Here is a 24271-nt window from a genome sequence, read left to right as displayed (position 1 = left end):
ATTAAACCTCCCCAACCGCGGGTTAAGGGGGCGACGGCCCCCTTAAATTATTTCCACGGTTACCCTCTTGCGCTGCCTGGTCGCCGATGCCTTAACGAGGGTTCTGATGGCTTTGGCGATCCGGCCCTGTTTACCGATCACCTTGCCCATATCCTCAGGGGCTACGCGAAGTTCAATGACCATCCCGTCCTCGCCTTCGACAACCCGCACGTTGACCTCATCGGGCTTATCCACAAGGGCCCTGGCTAGGATTTCGACTAGTCTTTCCACGGCTTATCCCCTTTCCCGGGCTACTTTACTTAAGGCCGGCCTTCTTAAAGAGCGATTTCACCGTATCAGTCAACTGGGCGCCCTGCGCCATCCAGGCCCTGGCTTTCTCCTCATTGATCTTGAGCTGCTCGTTCTTGCCCAGAGGATCGTAAAAACCGATTTCTTCGATAAAGCGACCGTCACGAGGGGAGCGGGCGTCGGCCACAACAATACGGTAGTAGGGATCGTGCTTGGCGCCCATGCGCTTCAGCCTAATCTTAACTGCCAACCATTGTCACCTCCTTTCACTGTCTCATGCTTTATATTGCCAACCAAGGCATTAAGAAAACCCAAACACTTTTACATAAACGGCAGTTTCGGGAACCTCCTCTTGCCGCCCTTCTTGGCCGACTTTCCCCAGTCGCTGAACTGCTTAAGCATCTTTTTAGTCTGCTCGAACTGTTTCAAAAGTTTGTTTACGTCTTGCACCGAGGTTCCGCTGCCGCGGGCCACGCGCCGGCGCCGGCTGCCGTCAATGCGGTCCGGATTCCGGCGCTCGTAAGGCGTCATGGAGTTGATAATCGCCTCGGCCGTCACCAGTTCTTTCTCGTCAAACTTCAGGTCCTTAAGCTTCCTCGTCATGGAAGAAAACCCCGGGATCATTCCCAGCACCTGGTCGAGCGGGCCCAGCTTTTTGAACTGGTGCAGGTGGTCCAGGAAGTCCTCCAGGCTGAAGTCGGCGCTCCGCATCTTCTGCTGGAGCCGGGCCGCCTCCTCAGCGTCGAAGGCGGCCTGCGCCTTCTCGATAAGGGTCATCATGTCGCCCATGCCCAGGATGCGGTCGGCCATCCGGTCAGGATGGAACGGCTCAAGGGCGTCGAGTTTTTCCCCAATGCCGGCGAACTTGATGGGGCAGCCGGTGACGGCGCGGACCGAGAGCGCCGCGCCGCCGCGGGTGTCGCCGTCCAGCTTGGTTAAGACCACGCCGTCCAATCCGAGGCGCTGGTGGAAGCTTTCGGCCACCGTCACGGCGTCCTGGCCGGTCATCGCATCGACCACGAGCAGGATCTCGTGCGGCTTGACGCGCTGCTTGATCTGCTCGAGTTCCTGCATCAGCTCTTCGTTGATGTGCAGACGCCCGGCGGTGTCGACAATCACAAAGTCGAAGCCGCCCTTCCGCGCGCTCTCCATGGCCGCCTCGGCGATAGCCGGCGCGCTGTCGCTGCCCAGCGTGAATACCGGAACGTCGAGCTGGCTCCCGAGCACCTGCAGTTGCTTGATGGCGGCAGGCCGGTAGATGTCGCAGGCCACCAGCAGGCTGCGCCGCCCCTGTTTCTTAAGCAGGTTGGCCAGCTTGGCGCAGGTGGTCGTCTTGCCGGAACCCTGCAGCCCCACCAGCATTACCACCGTCGGGGGCTTGGGCGCCGCGTTGAGGCGCGCGTTCTGGCCGCCCATAAGGCGGGCCAGCTCGTCGTGGACGATCTTAATCACGTGCTGGGCCGGCGTCAGGCTGGACATGACGTCCTGGCCGATAGCCTGCTGGCGTACGGTGTTGACGAAATCCTTAACAACCTTGAAGTTTACGTCGGCCTCGAGCAAGGCCACGCGGACCTCCCGCAAGGCCTCGTTGACGTCGGCCTCGGTCAGCTTGCCTTTATCTTTTAATTTCTTAAAGGCACCCTGCAGTCGATCCGCCAGGCTGGCAAATACCAAAGGCACCTCACCTCGCTTAATCTTCTCTGAGCACTTCCTCCAAAATCTCGCGCACCCGGACAGACTGTTCTTCATTGCTCCCTGCCAGCAGATCCAGCGCCTTTCCGAGGGCGGCCCGCCGTTCGAGGTGCCGAGCGACGAGACCGAGCTTCTGCTCGTACTCCTCCAAAATCTCGCCCGACCGCCGCAGGATGTCGTGCACGGCCTGGCGGGTGACCCCGAATTGCCCGGCGATCTCCCCCAACGAAAGGTCGTGCTCGTAATAGAGCTCAAACACCGCCTGTTGCCGGTCGGTCAGCAGGGGCCCGTAAAAATCATATAAAAGGCTGATGCGTACTCTTTCGTTCAACATTGTTTATCAAGCAATTTTACTTTACAGGCTGATTTTATGCAATCCGATCCAGACTGTCAAGCTTTTGGTTCGCCGCCGGAGGAAGGATGGAACAGGTCAAGCCGCGAAACGCATGGCGAAACAGTTTGCCGTGTGGCGGCTGAAGAGTTAGAATATGCTTATAATTCCAAAAGCCGTAGATTGATCGGCCTGTCAATACAGGTGCATTGAGCATTACGGAGGTATCGTCCATGCAGCTGATCAGACTGGAACAAGCCCTGCAACTGAGCAGGAACGAGGTAATCGAGAAGTCGAAGGCCTATCTTAGCGGTTCGATGGCCGCCACCGAGGCGGCCTTGCGGTTCGACCGCCAGTACGTCCGCGCCGAGGGCTGCGTTCTTTACGACGTCCAGGGCAATGAATACCTTGACTTTGTCGGCGGCTACGGTTCGGTGAGCCTGGGGCACAACCACCCCCGGCTCCTGGATGCCGTCAGGCGTGTCGAGCAGTATCCCAAGATCATGCAGACGGCCATGCAACATCTCCCGGCCGCCCTGGCGGATAACCTGGCCAGGGTCACCCCCGGAAACCTCTGCCGCACTTTCTTCTGCAACAGCGGGGCGGAGGCCGTCGAGGGTGCCCTCAAGCTGGCCCGGGCCGTGACGGGCCGCCCCAAGTTCGTCTACTGCCACGGGGCGTTTCACGGCAAGACCTTCGGGGCCCTCTCCGTAATGGGGCGGACAAAGTACCGCGAGCCCTTCGAGCCCCTCCTTCAGCCGACCGCCGCCATACCCTACGGTGATCTTGCCGCCCTGGAAAAGGAACTCGCCGGCGGCAACGTCGCCGCCTTCATCGTCGAACCCATTCAGGGGGAGGCCGGCGTCATCGTCCCTCCGCCCGGCTTCCTGGCCGGAGCCCGCGAGCTCTGCACTAAACACGGTGCGCTGCTGATCGCGGACGAGGTGCAGACCGGCCTGGGACGGACCGGCAAGATGTTCGCCTGCGAGTGGGAGGACGTCGTTCCCGACGTCCTTTGCCTGGCCAAGGCCCTGGGCGGCGGCATGGTGGCCGCCGGCGCCTACGTCACTCTCGACCAGCACTGGCGCAAGGCTTACGGTTCCCTGGACAGGGCCATCATGCACAGCTCTACCTTCGGCGGCTACTGGGGCAACGCCATCGCCTGCGCGGTAGGGATAACCACCCTCGAGATCATCCAGGACGAAAAACTGATTGAACAGGCCCGCGAAAAGGGCGAGTACTTCCTTGCGCGGTTGCGCGCGCTCAAAGAAAAGTACCAGGTGATCAAGGACGTGCGCGGCCGCGGGCTTTTAATCGGGCTCGAACTGAGCGACAAGGGCACCGGCCTGGTGAACAAGCTCTCCTTCGGGGTGCTCGACAAGCTTGCGGAGGAATACATGGCTACCCTGCTGGCCGTGGAACTCATCAACAGACACCGCATCGCCACAGTGTACACCCTGAATAACCCCAGCGTGATCCGCCTCGAACCGCCGCTTACGGTCACCAAGGAGCAGATCGACCGCACGGTGGACGCCATCGAGGACGTCCTGTCCCGCAGCAAGAGCTTCCTCGGGCTAGCCGCCAAAGGCCTGGGGGCGGTCTTTAGCCGCCGGTAATGTCAAAAAGCAGCCGTCCATCCCGGCGCCCGCTTTACTTTTGTTACCAGACTTGAAAAATCCCGCACTTGAGGTAATAGGTCTCGGGGGTTGAAAGCAGCATCGGGTGGTCCTTGGCCTGCCTGCGGAACTCGACGAGGCGCAACTGCCGCCCGGTGTCTCGGGCGGCCTCAGCGACAACGGCGGTAAACAGGTCTTCGGTTACGTGGTAGGAACAGGAACAGGTGACGAGAAACCCTCCCGGCGGGATGAGCTTCAGGCCCCGCAGGTTGATCTCCTTGTAACCGCGCAGGGCGCCCTCGACGGCGCTTTTTGACTTGGTGAAAGACGGGGGGTCGAGAATCACTACGTCGAACCGCTCCCCTTCGGCGGCGAGGTCGCGCAAGACGTCGAAGCCGTTCCCTTCCCGGAAAGCCATGCGTTCCTCGACGTTGTTGATCCGCCCGTGTTCCCTGGCCAGGGCCAGGGCGCCGGCGGAAACGTCCACGCAGACTACTTCCCGGGCCCCGGCCACGGCGGCGTTGACGGCGAACCCCCCGGCATAGCAGAAGCAGTCGAGTACGCGGGCGCCCTTGACCAGGCTGCGGACAGCCAGGCGGTTCTCGCGCTGGTCCAAGAAAAAGCCCGTTTTCTGCCCGTCCTCGATGTCGATGACCAGTTTGATGCCGTTCTCCTCCACGACAACAGGCTTTTCCAGCGTGCCCCGCAGCAGGCCTTTGACCTGCTCCAGCCCCTCGAGGCCCCGGACGCTGACGTCGTTGCGCTCGTAGATCCCCTTCGGCCGGAGAAGCTCTTCCAGCAGATCCGCCAGAAGGTCCTGGCGGCGGGCGATGCCCAGCGCCAGCGTTTGCACGACCAGGTAGTCCCCGTAACGGTCGACAATCAGCCCGGGAAGAAAGTCGGCCTCCGCGTTCACCAGGCGGTAGGCCGTGGTGTCATGCACGAACATCTCCCGGTAGGCGACGGCCGTTTCCAGCAGCCTGCGGAAAAAGGCCCTGTCCACCTTTTCGTCCTTGAGCCGGGTAAGGATGCGGACAAAAATCTGCGAGGCGGGATTGGCGTAGCCGCGCCCGACGAAACGGCCCCGGTCGTCGAGCACGTCGACGATGGCGCCGGGCTCCAGGTCCCCGGGGATCCCGGTCACCTCGGTCCGGTAGACCCAGGGGTGGCCAGCCAGGACCCGGTGCGGCCGGCCGCCGGTCAGTCTGACTTCCTGCATGAAACTCCTCCTCGCTGGGTGAGCCTTTATGAATGGTATTATGCCCTTGGCCCGGAATAAAACAGGCCCCCACAGGTCCTATAACAGACACGTGGAGGCCGGCTTTACAGTAGCACCATCCAGGTGCCGCTACCCGCATCACCCGCCGCCCCTGATCACGCGCAGGAGAATGATAACAGCGACGCCTATGCCGATGATGTACAGGAGATCGTTTTCGCCCATCGTATCGCCCCCTCTGCTAAGCTTACCTCAAGCCTGCGCGCGGCGCAATCGAGGCGCGATAACTAAGACGCGTCTTCCGCAACGGCCCTGACGAGACGACGGGCGCACTGCCCCGCCTGCTCGATGACGGCACCCTCGTCCACGGTCAGAATCCGGCGGTCGCGCATCACCACTCGCCCGTCGATGATCACGGTATGGGCGTCGCCGGCATGGGCGGCGTAAACGAAGTGGGCGAAGACGTCGTGCTGCGGAGCAAGGTGCGCGGCGCTCCAGTCCCAGAGGACGACGTCGGCCTTCTTGCCTGGCTCCAGGGTGCCGATCTCCTTTTCCAGGTGCAGCGCCCGCGCTCCGCCCAGGGTGGCCATCGCCGCCGCCTGGGGCGCGGGAAGAACAGTGGGGTCTTCGAGAGCGACCTTTTGCAGGAAGGAGGCGGTGCGCATCTCTTCCACCATGTCCAGGTCGTTGTTGCTCGAAGCCCCGTCCGTGCCGATCCCGACGCGCGCGCCGGCAGCGAGCAGACGGGCGACGGGAGCGATACCGCTGGCCAGTTTCATATTGCTCTGGGGGTTGTGGGCGATACCGACCTGATGCGAAACCAGCACCTCGATGTCCCGCTCGCCCAGGTGGACGCAGTGTGCGGCCAGCACCGGGACTTCGAACAATCCTGTTTCCGCGAGGTGGACGGTGGGCGATTTGCCGAACCGCCCGGCGATCTCCCCGGCTTCAGCCCTGGTTTCGGCCAGGTGGATGTGGACGCCCACGCCGAGTTCCTCCGCCTTCGCTGTAACCTTCCGCAAGTAGTCGGGGGGGCAGGTGTACGGCGCGTGCGGACCCAGCATGGCCGTAATCCTGCCGCCGGCCGCGTTGTGCCATTCACGGACGAAAGCAATGTTTTCTTCCAGGGCATCCGCTCCGTTGGGCGCGACGCCGATCAGCCCCCGGGCCAGGGAGGCGCGCATGCCGGTCTCCTCGACGGCCCTGGCCACCTGGTCCATATAGAAATACATGTCGGCGAACGTCGTAGTGCCGGAGCGGATCATCTCTACGCAGGCCAGCAGCGTCCCCCAGTAGATATCCTCGGCGACAAGCTTGGCCTCGATGGGCCAGATTTTTTCATTGAGCCAGGGCATCAACGGCATATCGTCGGCGTAACCGCGCAAGAGGACCATGGCCGCGTGGGTGTGGCAGTTGACCAGCCCGGGAGTGGCGACCATCCCCCGCGCGTCGATGACCTCGTCGGCGAAGAAGTTTTCGGATACGGGGCCCTGCCGGTCCACGAACGCGATTTTCCCGTCTTCAATCCCGATTACGCCGTTTTCAATAACCTCCGCCCCGGTCATGGGCAGGACGGTCATCCCTTGCAGCAGCAGTCTCATCAGCTTTCTCCCCCTGATCTCTGCCCGTAGGCCTTTACAAAAAAAGAGCGCAGGGCCCGCACGTCAGCGTCGCTCAGCACCCCGGGTTTCCCGGCCTGCCGGGCCAGCAGGTAGACCTTGGCGCCCTTTTCCACCGTCAGGCAGGCCTGCAGGGCTTCATCGAGGCTCCGGCCGACGCCGACAACCCCGTGATTGGCCAGGAGAACGGCGTTGACCCTTCCCAGGGCTTGCACGGCCGCGAAGGCCAGTTCGTGCGTGCCCGCCATGGCGTAGCCGGCCACCCGCACCGTTCCCCCGATCACCTGGGCCAGTTCCTCAAGAATGACGGGAAGCTCCACCCCGGCCACGGCGAGGGCGGCGGCATACATCGAATGAGTATGCACCACGGCCCGGACGTCGTCGCGGGCGCGGTATATTTCCAGGTGCAGGGCCAACTCCGTCGACGGCTTCAGCGCGCCGTCCAGAATCCGCCCGTCCAGGTCGACCACGACCATGTCCCCCGGGTTAAAGCGGTCGTAGCCCAGCCCGCTGGGGGTGACGACCACCGCGCCCTCTTCAGGCACGTACACCGAAAGGTTGCCCCACGTCCCGGTCACCAGGCCCGCCCCGGCCACCTGGCGCCCGACCCTGGCCAGGTCTTCCCTGGCTTTCTGTATCGCCGGGCCCAACGGCCTTACTCCTCCCCGGCCGTACCGGAAAGGTACTCGACCTGTTCCTCGGACAGCCGGTCGATGGCGATGCCCATCGAGGTCAGTTTCAATTCGGCCACCCGCCGGTCCAGTTCGGGAGGAACGGTATAAACCCGCGCTTCGAGTTCACGCGCGTGCTCCCGCATATACCTGGCGGACAGGGCCTGGAGGGCGAAGGACATATCCATGATTTCCGCGGGATGCCCGTCGCCCGCCGCGAGATTGACCAGCCGCCCTTCGGCCAGGAGGTAAAGCCGGCGCCCGTCAGCCAGGAGGAATTCCTCGATGTTCCGCCGCACCGTCCTCCGGGTTACGCTCAATTCAGCAAGGTCCGGCTGTGAAATTTCGACGTTGAAATGCCCGGCGTTGGCAAGAACGGCCTTGTCCTTCATGACCATGAAATGGTCGTGGCGCAAAACGTCCCTGCAGCCGGTAACCGTGATGAAGATGTCGCCTTCCTTGGCCGCCTCGAGGCTCGGCATCACCCGGTAGCCGTCCATTACCGCCTCGATAGCCCGGACGGGATTGACCTCGCAGACGATGACGTTAGCCCCCAGACCCTTGGCGCGCATGGCCACCCCCCGTCCGCACCAGCCGTAGCCCAGCACCACGACGGTCTTACCGGCGACCAGCAGGTTAGTGGTCCTCAGGATGCCCGACCACACGGACTCCCCGGTGCCGTAGCGGTTGTCAAAAAGATACTTGCAGTGGGCGTCGTTGACGGCCAGCATCGGAAAGGCCAGCCGTTTCTCGCGCTCGAGAGCGCGAAGGCGGAGCACGCCGGTGGTCGTCTCCTCGCAGCCGCCCCATACCCCCGGAGCAAGGTCCCGGCGGGCACCGTGAAGCATGGCCGCCAGGTCGCCCCCGTCGTCGATGACGATCTGCGGGCCGAAGGAAAGGGTGCGCTCGATGTGCCGGTTATACTCCTCGGGTGAAGCGTCGTACCACGCGTAGACGCTGATCCCCGCTTTCACCAGGGCGGCCGCGACGTCGTCCTGCGTGGAAAGAGGGTTCGAACCCGTCACGGCCATGACGGCGCCCCCCGCTTGCAACACTTCGGCCAGGTAAGCCGTTTTGGCCTCCAGATGGATGCTCAAGGCCACCTTGACTCCTTCAAGCGGCCGGTCCCGCTCAAATTCGGCGCGGATAGCGTTAAGGACGGGCATGTGGTTCTTCACCCAGTCGATCTTCATCCGGCCCTCGGGGGCGAGTTCCGGGTCGCGAATCTCGTAATCCACGGTGTCCCTCCTGTCCATTCGTCGTCGGTCGTCAGGCAGCAGCCCGACTCCGACGACCGCCTGCTGCTAACCGAATCGGGCCAGCCCTTCCTTGAAGGGTGGGTGGACGACGCCCGCATCGGTGATGATCGCCGTAATCAGCCGGTGGGGGGTAACGTCAAACGCCGGGTTCCACACCCTGACGCCCTCCGGCGCCACGCGCCGCCCCCTGAAGTAAGTCACCTCTTCCTCCGCTCTCTCCTCGATAGGAATGGCCTCCCCGCTTTCGAGGCGGAAGTCCACCGTCGAAAGGGGAGCGGCCACATAGAAAGGAATGCCGTGAGCGTGGGCCAGGACGGCCAGGCCGTAAGTGCCGATTTTATTGGCCGTGTCCCCGTTGGCCGCGATGCGGTCGGCACCCACGATGACGAGATCGACGCCTTCCCTGTTCATCAGGTAACCGGCCATGCTGTCCGTAATCAGCACGACGTCAATGCCGTCCTTCATCAGTTCAAAAGTGGTAAGGCGCGCTCCTTGCAGGAACGGCCGCGTTTCGTCGGCAAAGACGGTAATCTTCTTGCCGGCCTGCCTGGCGGCCCTGATCACCCCGAGGGCCGTCCCGTAACCGGCGGTGGCCAGAGCGCCCGCGTTGCAGTGCGTCAAAATCCGCGCCTCGTCCGGGACGAGCTCCTGCCCGTACATGCCAATGCGTTCGTTGCAGGTTACGTCTTCCCTGAATATCGCCTCGGCTTCCGCCAGGAGGGCTCCGGCCATTTCCTGCGGGGAGCCGGTATAAGCCCTGGCTTTCTCCAGCATCCGTTCAACCGCCCACCGCAGGTTGACGGCTGTCGGACGCGTGGCCAGCAGTTCCTCGCCAGCCCGTTTAAGAGCCGCCGTCTGCTCGTCCCTGTCGGCGCTTTCGTTCGCCAGGACGGCAAGCGCCATGCCGTAAGCGGCGGCGGCCCCGATCGCCGGGGCTCCCCTGACCTTCATATCCCGGATGCACCCGGCCACATCCTGGTAGGTTGCACAGGTCTCGTAGGTCACTTCCTCCGGCAGCCTGGTCTGGTCCAGCAGGAAGAGCTTGCCGTCCTTAAAGTACATGGTTTCCATAAAAGGCACACTCCTTGCGGGCGTCAACGTTTGCCGACCGGGCCCCCGCTCACGGCCCAGCGGCAAGCGCAGGCGCGCTCGGGGTCGATGGCCATCACGGCGTACATGATCAGCTTGCGCAAGTTTTCCGCGTTAATCTCCATCACCTCGACGACCTCGCGGTGGGTCAGGCGGGCCGGGGAGATCCCGGCTGCGAAATTCGTGACCATGGCTATCGTCGCGTAGCAAATCTCGGCTTCCCGCGCCAAGACGACTTCGGGCACCCCGGTCATCCCGACCAGGTCGCCGCCAAGCTGGCGGATCATGTTGATCTCGGCGGGGGTCTCGAAGCGCGGCCCTTCGCTGCAAGCGTACGTGCCTCCAGAGTGTGCCGAAAGCCTCAGCGTCCACGCCGAACGGGCCAGCACGTCCCTCAACTCGGGGCAGTAGGGCTCGGTCAGGTCGACGTGGACCACGCCGTCCTCCCCGCCTTCAAAAAAGGTCTGGGGCCGGGATTTCGTAAAGTCCAGGAACTGGTCCACGAAAACCATGTCGCCCGGCTTCATCGCCGGGTTCAGCGAGCCGACGGCGGCAGTGGCGAGGATGCACTGCACGCCCAGCTTCTTCAGGGCCATGATATTGGCGCGGTAGTTGACCAGGTGAGGCGGCACGGTGTGCCCGCTGCCGTGCCGGGCCAGGAAAGCCACCTCGCGGTCCTTGAACCTGCCGACCTTCAAGGTCACGTCACCGTATTTCGTCTGGACCGTCTGGTCGCGGACGTCACTCAGAATATCGGGGCTGTAAACCCCGGTTCCCCCGATCACAGCGATGTGCACCGGCACCTTGGCGTCCTCCTTCTGCAAGTTAACGTTAGGGTGTTTTAAGCTACCTGCTAGTATTCGTTTCTTTACCCTATATTTCCTCCCAAAACAGCATTCACTAAACGAAGGCGAGGTGCCCGTTTAAGTCCGGCGAGGACGTCCAATTCGGTCGCCGGTAAGCGGTCGTCGGTCGTCGGGATAGTAGGGATTCGCGACAGCGAATCCATAACTACGACTACCGAAAAGGCAGGCTAAAAGCCCGCCCCGTTGCAACGAACCATATAATGATAAGAGTGACAAAATACTTATCCGAGGAGCCCTTCAACAAACTCCCCGGGATCGAAAGGCTCCAGGTCCTCGATGCCCTCACCGACCCCGACGAGCTTAACCGGGATGTCCAGCACCTGTTTGATGGCCACGACGATGCCGCCTTTGGCCGTCCCGTCCAGCTTCGTAAGCACGACCCCCGTAACTCCCACGGCCTGTTTGAACATCTCGGCCTGGGTAATGGCATTGTGTCCCGTCGTTGCGTCAAGGACCAACAGGACCTCGTGCGGCGCGCCGGGGACCTCCCGCCCGATCACGCGGAAGACCTTCTTAAGCTCCTCCATCAGGTTGGACTTGGTGTGCAGGCGCCCGGCCGTATCGACGATTACAACGTCGTATTTCCGGGCCCGCGCGGCTTGGATAGCGTCAAAGACCACGGCGGCGGGGTCGGAGCCCTCGCGATGCTTGATGACCTCGCAGCCCGCTCGCTGTCCCCAGACTTCGAGCTGCTCGATGGCCGCCGCCCGGAACGTGTCGCCGGCAGCAAGCAGGACCTTCTTGCCCCTCTTCTTGAGTAAGTATGCCAGCTTGCCGATCGTGGTGGTCTTGCCGGTCCCGTTCACGCCCACTACCATAATCACCGCCGGGGGAGGCGCCTCGACATTCAGCTCGGCTACGCCGTCCCCGGCAAAAAGCTCGGCGATCTTCTCCCTAAGGAGCGGGCGCAGCTTTGTCGGGTCGTCGGACCGGCACTCTTTCATAGCCTCGCGCAGTTTTTCCACCAAGGCCATCGAGGTCGAGACACCCACGTCGGACTGGATGAGGACGTCCTCCAGGTCCTCATACAGGTACTCATCCACCGTCGTTTTCCCGTAGATGACGCCCTCCACCTTCTCGGAGATGGCCTCGCGCGTCTTGGTCAGGCTCTGCTTCAGTTTGCTGAAAAAACCCATGCCGTCCTCCATAAAAAAGGGACTGCCCGCGCTCCCGCGAGAGCGCATCGCGTCCCTGTAGGCTGTTTTTAATGATGCTGCTCGTTTTCAAATCGCCTCAGTGCTTCTCTGGCCGCGTATTGCTCCGCTTCCTTCTTGGTCCTTCCCGTCCCTTCCCCCAGGATCTGCCCGCGATAGACGACGCCGGCCGTAAACAGCTTGTTGTGATCCGGGCCTTCCTCCCGCATGATCAGGTAGCGGATCGGCTCCGGCGAGCGCCGCTGCAGGAGTTCCTGCAGGCGCGTCTTGTAGTCCGGATCGCGTCTCCCGCGGAGAACCTCCTCCACCAGCGGCCCCAGGTGGGCCACGACGAACCGCCGCGCGGCTTCGAGCCCCTGGTCCAGGTAAAGCGAGCCCAGAACAGCCTCAAAAGTGTCGGCGAGAACGGAAGGGCGTTCCCGCCCGCCCGAAATTTCCTCCCCGCGCCCCATGCGCAAGGCCGCGCCCAGGCCGAGAGCACGCGCCACCGAAGCAAGCGCGGGCTCGCATACCACGGTGGCCCGGATCTTGGTCAATTCGCCTTCGTTACTGTGGGGGAGCAGCGTAAAAAGATAGTCACTGATAAGTATTTCCAGCACCGCGTCCCCAAGGAATTCGAGGCGCTGGTTATTTTTGGCCTCGGGATGTTCGAATGAATAAGAGCTGTGCGTAAGAGCTTCACGCAAAAGTTCCTCGTTATCCCATCTTACACCGATACCGGCCTGAAGTTCGTCCAGGCTGACCGGCGGCGTCATTCACCTTCACCGTCCCTCGTACCGCCTCAGGGCAAGGGTGGCGTTATGCCCGCCAAAACCGAAGGCGTTGGAAAGGGCCACTCTCACTTTAGCCTTACGGGCTTTGTTCGGAACGAAGTCAAGGTCGCATTCCGGGTCGGGCTGCTCGTAGTTAATGGTCGGTGGAATCACCTCGTGGGCGATCGCCAGGGCACAGGCCGCAGCCTCAATCCCCCCTGCCGCCCCCAAAAGATGGCCCGTCATCGACTTGGACGAACTGACCGCCACCTTCGTCGCAGCGGGTCCAAGAGCCCGTTTGATCGCCTTGACCTCAGCCACGTCCCCCAGCGGGGTCGAAGTCCCGTGGGCGTTGATGTAATCCACCTCGTCCGGCGTTATGCCGGCATCGGTCATGGCCTTGACCATCGAGTACGCAGCGCCCGTCCCTTCCGGGTCGGGAGCGGTGATGTGGTAGGCATCGCAAGTGGAGCCGTAGCCGCAAATCTCGGCGTAGATACGCGCTCCCCGCTTCAGCGCATGCTCCTCGGTCTCCACGACAAGGACAGCACTCCCCTCAGCCATTACGAAGCCGTCCCGCTCGGCATCGAACGGCCGGCTTGCTCTTTCCGGCTCGTCGTTGCGCGTGGAAAGCGCCTTCATCGCGCAAAAACCCGCTAGCGCCAGCGGGGTAATGGCCGCCTCCGTCCCGCCGGTGATCATAACGTCGGCCTCGCCGCGCCGGAGAATCTGGCAGGCGTCGCCGATGGCGTTGTTGCTCGACGCACAGGCGGTGACCACGGTAGCGTTGGGACCGCAGAGACGGTAAGTCAAGGCGATCTGCGCCGCGGCCATATTGCCGATCATCATCGGGACAAAGAGAGGAGAAACCCGGTCCGGTCCGCGCTCGAACAGGATCCTGGCTTGTTCTTCCAGAGTCCGCATCCCGCCGATACCGGAACCCAAAATAACGCCCACGCGGTCGCGCTGCAGGCCGTCAAGTTCGAGCCCGGCGTCTTCGATTGCCAAACCCGTCGCAGCCACGGCGAATTGCGTGTAGCGGTCCATGCGGCGGGCTTCCTTCTTGTCGATAAACTGTACGGGATCGAAATCGGGTACCTCACCGGCTATCCGGGTGCGGAAACTCGACGCGTCGAACTGCGTGATTCTCCTGATCCCCGATTTTCCGGCTACCAGGGCCTCCCAGAAGGTTTTGACACCCAGCCCCAGAGGGGAGATCACACCCAAACCGGTTATTACTGTCCGTACCCGCAAAACCACACCTCCCAGGGGGCGAAAGACTGTTACTGACGATCCTGAATATACTTAACGGCGTCTCCAACAGTCCGGATCTTCTCAGCCTCATCGTCAGGGATTTCGGTATCAAAGGCCTCCTCAAAAGCCATTACCAGTTCCACCAGGTCCAGCGAGTCCGCCCCTAGATCATCCACGAAAGCAGCTTCGGGAGTCACCTCATCCTCTTCAACGCCAAGCTGCTCGACGATGATCTCTTTGACCTTGTCAAATGTGTTCATCCCTACTTTCACCCCCTTCCTGAAAAAGATCGGAGAAGGCATGCAAAACAATGGTATAAAGACAAGGTTTACACACAATTTGACCGCCGGGCCGGGATTCTAAACGGCCATGCCCCCGTCCACGGCGATGACCTGGCCGGTAATATAACTTGCGGCGTCCGAAGCAAGGAAGGCCACCAGGGCGGCTACTTCCTCGGGCTGGCCGAACCGGCCGAGCGGGATTTCGCCGAGCATCTTCTCTTTTGCCTCTTTAGGAAGCACGTCGGTCATCTCCGTCACGATAAACCCCGGAGCCACGGCATTGACCGTGATATTACGCGAACCGAGCTCCTTGGCCAGCGACTTGGTCAGGCCCAGCAATCCCGCTTTGGCGGCGGCGTAATTCGCCTGGCCGGCGTTACCCCTGAGGCCGATCACGGAACTGATGTTGATGATGCGTCCGGCCCTGGCCTTCAGGAGCGGCTTTAAACAGCTCTTGGACAGGTTGAAGGCTCCCTTGAGGTTGACCGACAAAACCCGGTCCCAGTCATCCTCCTTCATACGCAGGACCAAGTTGTCGCGGGTTATGCCCGCGTTATTCACCACGATGTCGAGGCGCCCCAGTTCCTTCAGGCACCGCTCCACCATCTCCGCCGCCTGGGCCGCGTCGGAAACGTCGGCACGGTAGGCCATCGAGCGGCGTCCCAGAAGGCCGATAGCCGTTACGACCTCTTCGGCGGCTGCAGCGTTGCTGACGTAATTTACGACGACATCGGCGCCCTGGCGCGCCAGCTCCAAGGCGATGGCACGGCCAATGCCGCGCGATGCGCCCGTAACAATGGCAACTCTGCCGCTAAGCAACATTTTAGACAACCTCCTGTAACCGCGCAACTGATTTCTCCAGGCTATCCAGATCCTCCACGTTGAGGAGGATAATATCGCGGTTGGCGATCTTTTTGACAAGCCCGCAAAGGACTTTCCCCGGGCCGACCTCGATAAAGGCGTCCATCCCGTTGTCCAGGAGCCGCTGGATGCAATCCGTCCACCGCACGGGGCTGTATATCTGGCGCACCAGGGCGGCCCGTACCTGGTTGGCATCCTGCAACAGGGAGGCGTTGACGTTGGCCACGACGGGGATGCCCGGGGTACTAATCTCCACACTTTCCAGCACCTGAGCCAGACGCTCTCCCGCCCCCCGCATCAAGGACGAATGGAAAGGCCCGCTTACGGCCAGGAGCACCGACCGCTTCGCACCGGCCTGTTTGGCCAGCTTGACCGCCTGCTCCAGCGCCGGCGTTTCGCCCGCCAGGACAATCTGGCCCGGGCAATTGAAGTTGGCCATTTCAATCAAACCAAAGGCCGCAGCCTCGCGCCTGACTTCTTCAAGGCGCTGCTCGTCGAGGCCGAGAACGGCCATCATCCCCCCGGTGCCAAGCGGCACGGCATCCTGCATCAACTGCCCGCGCAGGCGCACCAGCGGCACAGCGTCACTGAAACGTATGGCCCCGGCGGCAACCAGGGCGCTGTACTCGCCCAGGCTGTGGCCGGCGACGGCGTCAGGGCGGATGCCTCTTGCCAAAAGGACGCGATAACAGGCGATGCTCGTCGTTAATACGGCCGGCTGGGTATTGACCGTTTTCTGCAATTCCTCTTTGGGACCGTTGAAGCAAAGATCGCCGAGCGCCATGCCCAATACGCGATCAGCTTCGTCAAAGGTATCCCGAGCCACCGGCAAGGTTTTGTAGAGGTCGGCTCCCATCCCGACATACTGAGATCCCTGGCCGGGAAAGAGAAAGGCAATCCTCATCGCCCTTCTCCTGCCATACCGCCAAGGCGGCGCATAACCTCAACCGCCCCGGCCATCAGCTCTTCGATGATTAATTTAGCCGGCTTGATCTCGGATACCAGGCCGGCGATCTGCCCGGCCATGACCGAACCGTACTCTGTATCGCCCTCGACCATCGCGGCGCGCAGGCGCCCGATGCCCAGTTTTTCAAACTCCTCGACGGGCCTGCAGCGCGCTTCCAGCTCTTCAAACTGGCGCGTCAGCTTGTTCTTTATGCAGCGAACCGGGTGCCCCGTCGGGCGTCCGGTAACCACGGTGTCGCGGTCTTTGGCCTTTAAAATAGCTTCCTTTACCCTGGCATGCACCGTGCACTCCTCGGCGCAGACAAAACGCGTGCCCATCTGTACGCCGGAGGCCCCCAAGGCCAGCGCGGCCGCCACCCCGCGGCCGTCGCCGATACCCCCGGCCGCGATGACGGGCACCTTAACGGCGTCAACCACCTGGGGAACCAGGACCATTGTGGTCAGCTCCCCGATGTGCCCCCCGGACTCCATACCTTCGGCGATAACGGCGTCGACCTTTGCCCGTTCAAGCCTTTTCGCCAGGGCCACCGACGGTACCACGGGGATAACCTTCGTCCCCCTGGCCTGCAGGGCCGGCACGTATTTGCCGGGATTTCCCGCACCCGTCGTGACCACGGCCACGCCCTCTTCCAGGATGACTTTCATAACTTCCTCGACAAAGGGCGAAAGGAGCATGACGTTAACACCGAAAGGCTTGTCCGTGTACTCCTTGGCCTTCCTGATCTGGTCGCGCACGAAATCCGGAGGGGCGTGACCCGTTCCGATAATGCCGAGACCGCCCGCTTCGGAAACCGCGCTGGCCAACCTGGCGTCGGAAACCCACGCCATACCTCCCTGCAGCACGGGGTACTCTATGCCCAGCAGATCACATAGCTTTGTACGGATCATCGGTCAACCTCCCAATCTTTTATAGCCCACATATGCAGTTGCGGGCAACGCCTATTTCCCGTTCCATTCTAGGACCGCCGCGGCCCATGTCAGGCCCGCGCCGAAGGCGACCAGAACGATGCGGTCGCCCTTTTTGACCCGGCCCGTCAGCACGGCCTCTTCCAGGGCGAGCGGAATGGAAGCCGCCGAGGTATTGCCGTAACGGTCCACGTTGACCAGGATTTTATCAGATGAAAGCTGCAGGCGCTTAGCGGCGGCATCGATAATACGCACGTTGGCCTGGTGGGGGATCATGAGATCGATATCCTCTTCCCTCAGGCCGGCCAGGGCCAGCACCTCACTGGTAACTTCGGGAATAACCCGTACCGCAAACTTAAATACTTCCCTGCCGTTCATCTGCAGGTAGTGCAATCCCCGAGCGACCGTCTCGGCCGACGTCGGGGTCCTTGAACCCCCCGCCTTCAGGTCGAGCAGGGCCCCGCCGGAACCGTCGGCCCCCAATCGCGTGGCCAGGATGCCGCCCTTCTCGACCGGGCCGACGACCGCCGCCCCGGCGCCGTCGCCAAACAGCACGCAGGTCGTGCGGTCCTTCCAGTTGGTGATCCGTGACAGCGTCTCGGCGCCCACCACCAGCACGCGGTCGTAAACACCGGTACTGACAAACTGGTTAGCGACACTGAGGGCGTAAATGAATCCGGAACATCCTGCCGCCAGGTCAAAAGCACCGGCGCGCGCGGCGCCGAGCCGGTCCTGGAGCAGGCAAGCCGTGGCCGGGAAAATGGTATCGGGGGTGGCTGTGGCCACAATAATCAGATCCAGTTCGGCGGCGTCAACTCCGGCGTCGGCCAGCGCCCTTTCCGAGGCCCGGACGCCGAGGTCCGACGTGGCTTCGTAGGGGGCGGCGATGTGCCGCTGCCGGATGCCCGTGCGTTCCCTGATCCACTCATCGCTGGTATCCACCAGCTTTTCCAGGTCGTGGTTCGTTAAGACCCGCTCGGGGACGTAAGTACCGAGACCTATGATACCCGCTCTGCGGAGTTCAGGCATTAACCGTTCGTGCCCCTTTCTTGCTCACCTCGGCGATCCCGGAAGTAATGGAGTCCACCAGGCCGCCTTTCACGGCATCCCGGGCCACTCTGACCGCGTTCATGACGGCCCGGGCTCTTGAACTGCCGTGGGCGACCACGCTGACTCCGTTTACCCCCAGGAGGGGCACCCCTCCGTACTCGTTATAATCAAACTTCTTGCGCATCTCCTTGAGCGTCGCCAAAGCGGCCAGGGCGGACAGCTTGGACAGGACGCTCTTCTCGACCTGCCGCTTGATGAAGCGTTCCATAAACATCGACAGGCCTTCACCGGTCTTGAGGATGATGTTGCCGACAAACCCGTCGCAGACAACAACGTCGATGCCGCCATGGAAAAGGTCCCTGCCCTCGACGTTGCCGATGAAGTTCAACGGGGCCGCTTCCAACAGCGCGTACGCTCCCTGAACCAGCTCGTTGCCCTTGGTGCGCTCCTCGCCGATATTCAGCAAGCCGATCCTCGGGTTTGCCAGACCCAGCACCTTCTCCGCGTATACGGCTCCCATCACGGCAAACTCCAGCAGGTGATGAGGCTTGCAGTCCACGTTGGCGCCCACGTCAAGGATAACCGTCTGGGCCCGGTCGTTGGGGAAGAGGGAAACGAGGGCAGGCCGATCGATACCCTTCACCCGGCCGAGTCCGAAAAGAGAGGCGGCCATCGCCCCGCCGGTATTGCCGGCGGAAACGACGGCATCGGCTTTGCCTTCACGCACGAGTTGGACGGCGCGGACGATGGAGGCGTCCTTCTTGCGCCGTACAGCCTGGGCGGGATGGTCGGTCATTTCGATGATTTGCGTGGCGTTGACGATTTCTATTCCGGCACTTGCGGTCAATTGCTGTCGGATCTTGGCTTCATCCCCAACCAGGACCACTTCGACGCCGAGTTCCTGGACTGCTCTTTCTGCACCTTTGACAACTTCGTAAGGGGCGTAGTCACCACCCATTGCATCCAGTGCTATACGCAGCAAGTGGGAAAACCTCCCGGAAGTGCTAAAATCCTAAAAGTGAGTATAACCGAGATGGTAAACAAAAGCAACAAAAAGAAGAAAATAAGCTTTTGGTTACACCAAAAGCTTATTTTCCATCATTTATGACTTTTTTTGCCTTGTAGTAGCCGCATTCCGGGCAAACCCGGTGGGGCATCACGGGGGCCTTACACTGCGGACAGGGGATAAGCTGCGGAGAAGCTATTTTCATCACTTGAGCCCGGCGCGTTCTCTTACGTTGTTTAGACGTTCTCCTCTTGGGAACACCCACCTATTCCACCCCCTTTTTGGCCGGATTCAGCAGCCCGGCCAGTCCGGCCAGGCGCGGATCGATGTCTTCGGCGGGACAACCGCATGCCTCTTCATTAAGATCCTTGCCGCATCGGGCGCACAGCCCGCGGCAGTCTTCCCTGCATATCGTTTTGATGGGCAAGGACAGGAGGATGCTGTCCTTAACCAAGTTCCGCAAGTTTAAGATGTCTCCGGCCAGGGTCTCGTCGACTGCGTCCTCATCATCCAGCTGTGCGGCTCCCTGGCGGTACTTTTCGTGGAGTTCGACGTCGATCCGGTGCCTGAACTCGCCGAGGCAGCGGGAACACTGCAGGACGCACTCACCCTGTACCGCACCGTCGATCCAGAAAACCCCGGAAAGGTAAACCACGCTTAACCTGACGGTTACCGGACCGGTGAAGACGATCTTCCCGCCCTCGCCTTCGAGAGACTCCAGGTTTTCTGCAAAGGTGAATTGGAATACCTGGCCTGGGTTGCTGCGAATATCGGTCAGATCAATCTGAAACACAGACCCACCCCAATCCAACAGAGCTATTATAATGGAAGGCCCTACCCTTGTCAACAAAATCTTGGTCTAAACGGGCCGGCAGCGCCAATAGACTAAAAGCAAGATGGACAAGGGTTTGGTGAATTTGCCCGTGCACAATGTACGCGAGCGCATCGCTCTGACCGTGGCCGCCCTCTTCCTCGTGCTGGCCATGGTCCTTGAGCCCAAAACGGCCTTCGACGGAGCGACCCTGGGCCTGCAAACGTGGTGGCACATCGTGTTCCCGTCGCTGCTGCCCTTCTTTATCGTGTCCGAACTGTTGATGAACCTCGGGGTCGTTCATTTCATCGGCGTCCTGCTCGAACCCGTGATGCGGCCGTTGTTTCGTCTCCCCGGCGCCGCATCCTTCCCGGTGGCCGTGGGCTACAGTTCGGGCTACCCGATCGGTGCCGCCATCACCTCGCGCCTGCGTAGTGAAAACATGATCAGCAGGGCGGAAGGCGAGCACTTGGTGGCGTTTACGAATAACGCCAGCCCGCTGTTCGTCCTCGTGGCCGTGGCCGTCGGCATGTTTCACAACCCCGCCGTCGGGCCTTTCCTCCTGTTGGTCCATTATGCCACAAACTTTATTCTCGGGCTGGCGATGCGGTTCTATGCCCCCTCGGAGAGGACACAAAGCGGCTACAAGTCAGGGCTTTGGGCGCGGGCGGTTTTTAGTTTTATCGGCACTAACGGGCGCCCGGCCGGCGCCGTCCTGAGCGACGCCGTAAAAGCGTCGGTCAACAAGCTCCTGGCCATCGGCGGGTACATCATCCTGTTCGCCGTCGTCATCCGCCTCCTCGGTCATTACGGCGTATTGACGGTTATCGCACGCAGCCTGGGGGCCGCCTTGCTGCCCCTGGGCTTCAGCCCCGAAATCCTTGAGCCGATGGCCTACGGGGTTTTCGAGATGACCCTCGGCACGAGGATGATTGCGGAGTGCAACGCTTCCCTACCGGAAAAACTTGTAGCCGTACAAATAGTCCTGGCCTGGAGCGGGCTGTCCATCCAGGCCCAGGTCGCCGGCTTTATTTCGACAACCGACATCCGCTTGTGGCTCTACCTGGCGACTCGCTGCGCGCATGCGGCGCTGGCCGCCTTGCTGACGTTCGTGCTGTTCCCCGTTTGCGGCCCCACGGCGCTCCCGGCCGGCCGGGTTGCCTCCGCTCCGGGCATGGAATGGCTCGGGCTGCTGCAGACTTCGTGCATGCTGGCCCTGACCCTTCCCCTCCTGCTGGCGAGCACAGGCCTGGCCTTGAGGTCGATGCGGCGTTTATTTCATGTTTCTTAACTCGTTGCGGCCCGCCTCGATTTCGCGCATCATCCGGTCAAACCTGGACTCCAGCCTTGCCAGAATGTCCTCGGCGTAGTCGCGCGCCCCCTGGCGGATCTCGCGCGATACCTGCTCGGCCTTCTGGATGATCTCCTCGGCCATTTCGTTGGCCCTGCGCACGATTTCGTTTTCTTCGGTCCGCTTGGCGATCTCCTTTTGGGCTTCCTCAATCAGGCGCTGGGCCTCCTGCCGCGATTCGGCGATGACCTTTTCCCGCTCCTGAACGACCCATTTGGCCTTCCTCACCTCTTCGGGAAGGAGGGTGCGCAGGCGGTCGAGAAAATCCAGCAACCTCTCCTCGTCGAGCAGGACCTTCCTGGTCATAGGGACACGGGAACTGTTTTGCACGAACTCCTCCAGTTCATTGAGCACGGACAGTAACTCCACAAGAGACTCCTCCTTAAGTGGCGACGTTTCTATTTTTCTGATTCCAGCGGCCGGCCGAATTTTGCACGCAACAGCTTGGCCACGAAGGGCGGAACCATGTCGTCCAGGCACCCTCCGTAAGAAGCCACCTCTTTAACGGCGCTCGAACTGATGAACGAGTAACAGGCCTCGGTCATCAGGAAAACCGTCTCGATTTCGGGTGCCAGCTTTTTATTGGTCAGAGCCATTGTAAACTCGTTTTCAAAGTCCGATACGGCGCGCAGCCCTCTGATGATGGCCCTGGCGCCGCAGGCCCGGGCGTACCGGACCGTAAGCCCTTGGTAAGAGTCAACCCGGACACTCTTCAAATCGGCCAGGACGTGCCGGAGCATTTCCAGCCGCTCCGCGGTGCTGAAGCAGGGGACCTTCTGGGAATTCTCCGCGATAGCCACCACGACCTCGTCAAAGAGATGCACGGCGCGGCGGATGATGTCCAGGTGGCCGTTGGTGACAGGGTCGAAACTGCCCGGGTAAACAGCTACGCGCACGTTCGTGCTCACGCCTCCTTGATCCGGTAAAAGCTTAAGGTGGTGTCACCGTATTTTTCCCGCCGCCAGCAAAAAAGGTTTTCCACCTCCGCGGCAGGCAGATGGCTGCTGTCCGACTCTGTTACCACCAGGCCGCCTTTGACCAGCAGGTTCCCTGCCGCAAGCTCGGTCAAAGCCGCGTCTTCCTGCCCCAGGCGATACGGGGGATCAACGAAGACGATGTCGAACCTTTGCCCCTTCCGGCCCAGTTCCGTTAATGCGCGGCGGAAGTCCATCACCCAAACCGCGGCCCGGTCGGCAAGACCTGTTGCTTCAAGGTTTTTGCGGATGAGGGACGCCGTTTTGGCGTCTTTTTCAACAAAGGTGGCGCTTTCAGCGCCACGGCTTAACGCTTCGATGCCGACGGCTCCCGTTCCGGCACAGAGGTCAAGAAAACTGCACCCGGCAATCCTCGGAGAAAGGATATTGAAAAGCGCTTCACGGACACGGTCGGAAGTGGGCCGCACGCCCGGCCCTTTGGGGCTTTGCAACCTTCGGCCTTTGGCCCGGCCTCCGATGACCCGCATGCAATTTCACCCTTGACAGGAAAAATACAAGTTTATTATAGCAATTTTCCCTTTTTAAAAATAGTTTTGCAAGTACCGGCCGGTACAATTAACCCGCAGCGGCCAAATTCCTGCCGGACTGGGTATTGAAGCCGGGAAGTCAAGACAACCTAAAAACGTTACAAAGAATCAGGGAGGACAAAGCAAATGAGGATTTGTGGAGTAAGTTCAGACCTGGCTCTTGAGGCCCATGCCGCTTTACGGGCGCAGACAGGCGGAGAAATACCCGGCGTGGCGGTAAACCGCAAAAGCTTTACCAACGGCCAGGTAACGGTCGTCGAAATTATCAACGACATCGGTGCGCAGGCTATGGGCAAACCCATCGGGCGCTATGTCACGATCGAGGCCCCCGCTATCAGGCAGACCGATCCCAAGGCCCATCAGGAGATCGTCCGGGTGATGACACAGGAACTGGCGGCGATGATCAATCTGCCGGATAGAGCCAGCGTCCTGATCGTCGGCCTGGGCAACTGGAACGCCACGCCCGACGCTCTCGGCCCCCGCGTCGTCGACGCCGTTATGGTCACCCGGCACATGTTCGAGTACGTCCCCGAAGCCGTGGAAGAAGGGATGCGCCCCGTCAGCGCCATTGCCCCGGGGGTTCTGGGCATCACCGGACTGGAAACGGCCGAAGTGGTCGAAGGCATCGTCAGTAGGGTCAAACCGGCTCTGATCATCGTTATCGACGCCCTTGCCGCCGGGTCGGTGGAGCGTATCGCTTCTTCGATTCAGATCGCCAATACGGGCATCCGGCCCGGCTCCGGGCTGGGGAACAAACGCCGGGGCATCACGCAGGAAACAATGGGTGTGCCGGTGATCTCCATCGGTGTTCCCACCGTCGTCCACGCCGCCTTGATCGCCCACGAAGCGATCAATAGGCTGTATCAGTCTTTCCAACAGCAAATTCCTCCCCAAGAACACGCCGAAGCGATCATCGGGCAACTACTGCAGCCTTTCGGAGGGGCCTTAATGGTTACACCCAAAGAAATCGACGTTTTGATCCAGAACTGCGCCAAAATCATCGCGGGGTCTTTGAACGCCGCCCTGCATAAAACAGTTTCGTCCCAAGAATACGCAAGCTACCTGCAGTAGGTGCCAAGGTAGTATTAGGTGTCGGATAGCTGTGGAACAGAATAAAAGAGAACAGAGCGGCGGCCGCCGTCTGTTCTCCCGTATGCCTTTCTTCACAAACCGCATCTGTTTTCTGTTTTAAGAAATTAACTCTGCTGAGGGGTCTCAAGAGGAGCGGCTCCGGTGATCTGCCCGATGTTGCCGGCGGCCAGCGCCTGCTCGGCAAAAGCCACCAGCTTTTTGGTCATATTGCCGCCGACATAACCGTTAACACGGCTGGGCAGGTCGCCCTTATTCATTTGGGCGTAGTTCGCAAGGCCCAGCTCAGCGGCGACTTCGTACTTCATCCGGTCCAAGGCGCTGGCAGCACCAGGCGTAACAGGCTGGTTGGTATTTCTCGGCATCTTTATCACACCTCCTCGAATTTTTAATTCACTAGCCTGATACTATTATTCGCCCGCAGACCGGGCTTTATGTTAGCACTTTCTAACGCCGTTTCGGTCTTTTACCTCTTCATCCTTGTTTACAAATTTGTTTAATCTTGCAAAATCCATATTTAATTCGTAGCCGAGCTCGTAACGGCATTCGCCGTCCGCGGGGAGCAAAGACACGGTCTTTTTCACGCTTTCCACCTCCGTTGCGGTCGCCGTCAACAAAATT

29 protein-coding genes are annotated in these 24271 nt (G+C 61.1%); 3 read left to right on the top strand and 26 right to left on the bottom strand.

What is annotated here, in order from left to right:
* Positions 1–42 precede the first annotated feature (42 nt).
* From ACPV0M_RS02625 to ylxM, 4 genes are all read right to left on the bottom strand, one after another.
* Positions 43–270 (bottom strand): KH domain-containing protein, encoded by a 228-nt coding sequence (locus tag ACPV0M_RS02625; protein ID WP_425621438.1) that lies wholly within the window; start codon positions 268–270, stop codon positions 43–45.
* Positions 271–295: 25 nt separating this feature from the next.
* Positions 296–538, bottom strand: a complete 243-nt coding sequence (gene rpsP / locus ACPV0M_RS02620) for a 30S ribosomal protein S16 (protein ID WP_425621437.1) — start codon at positions 536–538, stop codon at positions 296–298.
* 71 nt (positions 539–609) lie between these two features.
* Complete coding sequence (gene ffh / locus ACPV0M_RS02615; RefSeq protein ID WP_425622104.1) at positions 610–1962, bottom strand: signal recognition particle protein; 1353 nt, start codon at positions 1960–1962, stop codon at positions 610–612.
* A gap of 16 nt (positions 1963–1978) precedes the next feature.
* Positions 1979–2314, bottom strand: a complete 336-nt coding sequence (ylxM, locus tag ACPV0M_RS02610) for a YlxM family DNA-binding protein (protein ID WP_425621436.1) — start codon at positions 2312–2314, stop codon at positions 1979–1981.
* Positions 2315–2544: 230 nt separating this feature from the next.
* On the opposite strand from ylxM, the gene ACPV0M_RS02605 reads away from it, so the two are divergent.
* Positions 2545–3927, top strand: a complete 1383-nt coding sequence (locus ACPV0M_RS02605; RefSeq protein WP_425621435.1) for an aspartate aminotransferase family protein — start codon at positions 2545–2547, stop codon at positions 3925–3927.
* Between the two features lie 43 nt (positions 3928–3970).
* Here ACPV0M_RS02605 and ACPV0M_RS02600 read toward each other — a convergent pair whose 3' ends face one another.
* From ACPV0M_RS02600 to ACPV0M_RS02520, 17 genes are all read right to left on the bottom strand, one after another.
* Complete coding sequence (locus ACPV0M_RS02600) at positions 3971–5146, bottom strand: class I SAM-dependent rRNA methyltransferase (protein ID WP_425621434.1); 1176 nt, start codon at positions 5144–5146, stop codon at positions 3971–3973.
* A gap of 284 nt (positions 5147–5430) precedes the next feature.
* Positions 5431–6744: an amidohydrolase gene (locus ACPV0M_RS02595; protein ID WP_425621433.1), complete on the bottom strand. Its 1314-nt coding sequence runs from the start codon at positions 6742–6744 to the stop codon at positions 5431–5433.
* Positions 6744–7412, bottom strand: a complete 669-nt coding sequence (locus ACPV0M_RS02590; RefSeq protein ID WP_425621432.1) for a class II aldolase/adducin family protein — start codon at positions 7410–7412, stop codon at positions 6744–6746. Before ACPV0M_RS02590 ends, ACPV0M_RS02595 begins: the two co-directional genes overlap by 1 nt.
* A gap of 5 nt (positions 7413–7417) precedes the next feature.
* Positions 7418–8626, bottom strand: coding sequence for an adenosylhomocysteinase (locus ACPV0M_RS02585; protein ID WP_425622103.1), 1209 nt, complete (start codon positions 8624–8626; stop codon positions 7418–7420).
* 111 nt (positions 8627–8737) lie between these two features.
* Complete coding sequence (mtnA, locus tag ACPV0M_RS02580) at positions 8738–9763, bottom strand: S-methyl-5-thioribose-1-phosphate isomerase (protein WP_425621431.1); 1026 nt, start codon at positions 9761–9763, stop codon at positions 8738–8740.
* A gap of 23 nt (positions 9764–9786) precedes the next feature.
* Entirely contained in the window at positions 9787–10584 is a 798-nt protein-coding gene (gene mtnP / locus ACPV0M_RS02575; protein WP_425621430.1) for an S-methyl-5'-thioadenosine phosphorylase, read from the bottom strand.
* A gap of 284 nt (positions 10585–10868) precedes the next feature.
* Positions 10869–11783, bottom strand: a complete 915-nt coding sequence (gene ftsY, locus ACPV0M_RS02570) for a signal recognition particle-docking protein FtsY (protein ID WP_425621429.1) — start codon at positions 11781–11783, stop codon at positions 10869–10871.
* Positions 11784–11851: 68 nt separating this feature from the next.
* On the bottom strand, positions 11852–12556 hold the full coding sequence (rnc, locus tag ACPV0M_RS02565) for a ribonuclease III (RefSeq protein WP_425621428.1): 705 nt from the start codon (positions 12554–12556) through the stop codon (positions 11852–11854).
* Positions 12557–12562: 6 nt separating this feature from the next.
* A complete protein-coding gene (gene fabF, locus ACPV0M_RS02560) occupies positions 12563–13807 on the bottom strand; it encodes a beta-ketoacyl-ACP synthase II (RefSeq protein WP_425621427.1) in 1245 nt (414 codons plus the stop codon).
* A 29-nt stretch (positions 13808–13836) separates the two neighbouring features.
* Positions 13837–14067 (bottom strand): acyl carrier protein, encoded by a 231-nt coding sequence (locus ACPV0M_RS02555; protein WP_425621426.1) that lies wholly within the window; start codon positions 14065–14067, stop codon positions 13837–13839.
* A 99-nt stretch (positions 14068–14166) separates the two neighbouring features.
* Positions 14167–14910: a 3-oxoacyl-[acyl-carrier-protein] reductase gene (gene fabG / locus ACPV0M_RS02550; RefSeq protein ID WP_425621425.1), complete on the bottom strand. Its 744-nt coding sequence runs from the start codon at positions 14908–14910 to the stop codon at positions 14167–14169.
* Between the two features lies 1 nt (position 14911).
* Positions 14912–15853: an ACP S-malonyltransferase gene (fabD, locus tag ACPV0M_RS02545; RefSeq protein ID WP_425621424.1), complete on the bottom strand. Its 942-nt coding sequence runs from the start codon at positions 15851–15853 to the stop codon at positions 14912–14914.
* A complete protein-coding gene (gene fabK / locus ACPV0M_RS02540) occupies positions 15850–16803 on the bottom strand; it encodes an enoyl-[acyl-carrier-protein] reductase FabK (protein WP_425621423.1) in 954 nt (317 codons plus the stop codon). The genes fabD and fabK overlap by 4 nt, the downstream gene beginning before the upstream one ends.
* A 51-nt stretch (positions 16804–16854) precedes the next feature.
* Positions 16855–17850 (bottom strand): beta-ketoacyl-ACP synthase III, encoded by a 996-nt coding sequence (locus tag ACPV0M_RS02535; RefSeq protein WP_425621422.1) that lies wholly within the window; start codon positions 17848–17850, stop codon positions 16855–16857.
* On the bottom strand, positions 17843–18850 hold the full coding sequence (gene plsX / locus ACPV0M_RS02530) for a phosphate acyltransferase PlsX (RefSeq protein ID WP_425622102.1): 1008 nt from the start codon (positions 18848–18850) through the stop codon (positions 17843–17845). The genes ACPV0M_RS02535 and plsX overlap by 8 nt, the downstream gene beginning before the upstream one ends.
* A 109-nt stretch (positions 18851–18959) precedes the next feature.
* Positions 18960–19142 (bottom strand): 50S ribosomal protein L32, encoded by a 183-nt coding sequence (gene rpmF / locus ACPV0M_RS02525; RefSeq protein WP_425621421.1) that lies wholly within the window; start codon positions 19140–19142, stop codon positions 18960–18962.
* Complete coding sequence (locus ACPV0M_RS02520; protein WP_425621420.1) at positions 19143–19670, bottom strand: YceD family protein; 528 nt, start codon at positions 19668–19670, stop codon at positions 19143–19145.
* A gap of 130 nt (positions 19671–19800) precedes the next feature.
* On the opposite strand from ACPV0M_RS02520, the gene ylbJ reads away from it, so the two are divergent.
* Positions 19801–20979 carry a sporulation integral membrane protein YlbJ gene (gene ylbJ, locus ACPV0M_RS02515; RefSeq protein WP_425621419.1) on the top strand — a complete coding sequence of 393 codons (1179 nt, stop codon included), beginning with the start codon at positions 19801–19803 and terminating at the stop codon, positions 20977–20979.
* Here ylbJ and ACPV0M_RS02510 read toward each other — a convergent pair.
* The 3 genes from ACPV0M_RS02510 to rsmD are packed head-to-tail and all read right to left on the bottom strand — an operon-like array spanning position 20962 to position 22501.
* The gene (locus ACPV0M_RS02510) at positions 20962–21408 is read right to left on the bottom strand and encodes an ATPase (RefSeq protein ID WP_425621418.1); all 447 of its coding nucleotides are present in this window, start codon (positions 21406–21408) and stop codon (positions 20962–20964) included. The genes ylbJ and ACPV0M_RS02510 overlap by 18 nt on opposite strands.
* Positions 21409–21437: 29 nt before the next feature.
* Complete coding sequence (coaD, locus tag ACPV0M_RS02505; RefSeq protein ID WP_425622101.1) at positions 21438–21935, bottom strand: pantetheine-phosphate adenylyltransferase; 498 nt, start codon at positions 21933–21935, stop codon at positions 21438–21440.
* Between the two features lie 8 nt (positions 21936–21943).
* Positions 21944–22501, bottom strand: a complete 558-nt coding sequence (rsmD, locus tag ACPV0M_RS02500) for a 16S rRNA (guanine(966)-N(2))-methyltransferase RsmD (protein WP_425621417.1) — start codon at positions 22499–22501, stop codon at positions 21944–21946.
* 186 nt (positions 22502–22687) lie between these two features.
* On the opposite strand from rsmD, the gene gpr reads away from it, so the two are divergent.
* Positions 22688–23632 carry a GPR endopeptidase gene (gene gpr, locus ACPV0M_RS02495; RefSeq protein WP_425621416.1) on the top strand — a complete coding sequence of 315 codons (945 nt, stop codon included), beginning with the start codon at positions 22688–22690 and terminating at the stop codon, positions 23630–23632.
* Positions 23633–23757: 125 nt separating this feature from the next.
* On the opposite strand, the gene ACPV0M_RS02490 is transcribed toward gpr, so the two are convergent.
* Positions 23758–24015, bottom strand: coding sequence for a small, acid-soluble spore protein, alpha/beta type (locus ACPV0M_RS02490; RefSeq protein ID WP_425621415.1), 258 nt, complete (start codon positions 24013–24015; stop codon positions 23758–23760).
* Between the two features lie 72 nt (positions 24016–24087).
* On the bottom strand, positions 24088–24234 hold the full coding sequence (locus ACPV0M_RS02485) for a hypothetical protein (RefSeq protein ID WP_425621414.1): 147 nt from the start codon (positions 24232–24234) through the stop codon (positions 24088–24090).
* Positions 24235–24271 lie beyond the last annotated feature (37 nt).

Source organism: Desulfosceptrum tomskiensis, from assembly GCF_049818055.1.
Taxonomy (GTDB): Bacteria; Bacillota; Desulfotomaculia; order Desulfotomaculales; family JASEER01; genus JBFLVT01.
This window is presented reverse-complemented; position numbering and strand designations above follow the sequence as displayed.

What these genes read in the sequence shown, in the direction of transcription:
- ylxM (WP_425621436.1), bottom strand. Translation starts at nt 2,314, where the DNA reads ATGTTGAACGAAAGAGTACGCATCAGCCTTTTATATGATTTTTACGGG.
- ACPV0M_RS02605 (WP_425621435.1), top strand. Translation starts at nt 2,545, where the DNA reads ATGCAGCTGATCAGACTGGAACAAGCCCTGCAACTGAGCAGGAACGAG.
- ACPV0M_RS02600 (WP_425621434.1), bottom strand. Translation starts at nt 5,146, where the DNA reads ATGCAGGAAGTCAGACTGACCGGCGGCCGGCCGCACCGGGTCCTGGCT.
- ACPV0M_RS02595 (WP_425621433.1), bottom strand. Translation starts at nt 6,744, where the DNA reads ATGAGACTGCTGCTGCAAGGGATGACCGTCCTGCCCATGACCGGGGCG.
- ACPV0M_RS02585 (WP_425622103.1), bottom strand. Translation starts at nt 8,626, where the DNA reads ATGAAGATCGACTGGGTGAAGAACCACATGCCCGTCCTTAACGCTATC.
- mtnA (WP_425621431.1), bottom strand. Translation starts at nt 9,763, where the DNA reads ATGGAAACCATGTACTTTAAGGACGGCAAGCTCTTCCTGCTGGACCAG.
- ftsY (WP_425621429.1), bottom strand. Translation starts at nt 11,783, where the DNA reads ATGGGTTTTTTCAGCAAACTGAAGCAGAGCCTGACCAAGACGCGCGAG.
- rnc (WP_425621428.1), bottom strand. Translation starts at nt 12,556, where the DNA reads ATGACGCCGCCGGTCAGCCTGGACGAACTTCAGGCCGGTATCGGTGTA.
- ACPV0M_RS02555 (WP_425621426.1), bottom strand. Translation starts at nt 14,067, where the DNA reads ATGAACACATTTGACAAGGTCAAAGAGATCATCGTCGAGCAGCTTGGC.
- fabG (WP_425621425.1), bottom strand. Translation starts at nt 14,910, where the DNA reads ATGTTGCTTAGCGGCAGAGTTGCCATTGTTACGGGCGCATCGCGCGGC.
- fabD (WP_425621424.1), bottom strand. Translation starts at nt 15,853, where the DNA reads ATGAGGATTGCCTTTCTCTTTCCCGGCCAGGGATCTCAGTATGTCGGG.
- fabK (WP_425621423.1), bottom strand. Translation starts at nt 16,803, where the DNA reads ATGATCCGTACAAAGCTATGTGATCTGCTGGGCATAGAGTACCCCGTG.
- ACPV0M_RS02535 (WP_425621422.1), bottom strand. Translation starts at nt 17,850, where the DNA reads ATGCCTGAACTCCGCAGAGCGGGTATCATAGGTCTCGGTACTTACGTC.
- rsmD (WP_425621417.1), bottom strand. Translation starts at nt 22,501, where the DNA reads ATGCGGGTCATCGGAGGCCGGGCCAAAGGCCGAAGGTTGCAAAGCCCC.
- gpr (WP_425621416.1), top strand. Translation starts at nt 22,688, where the DNA reads ATGAGGATTTGTGGAGTAAGTTCAGACCTGGCTCTTGAGGCCCATGCC.
- ACPV0M_RS02490 (WP_425621415.1), bottom strand. Translation starts at nt 24,015, where the DNA reads ATGCCGAGAAATACCAACCAGCCTGTTACGCCTGGTGCTGCCAGCGCC.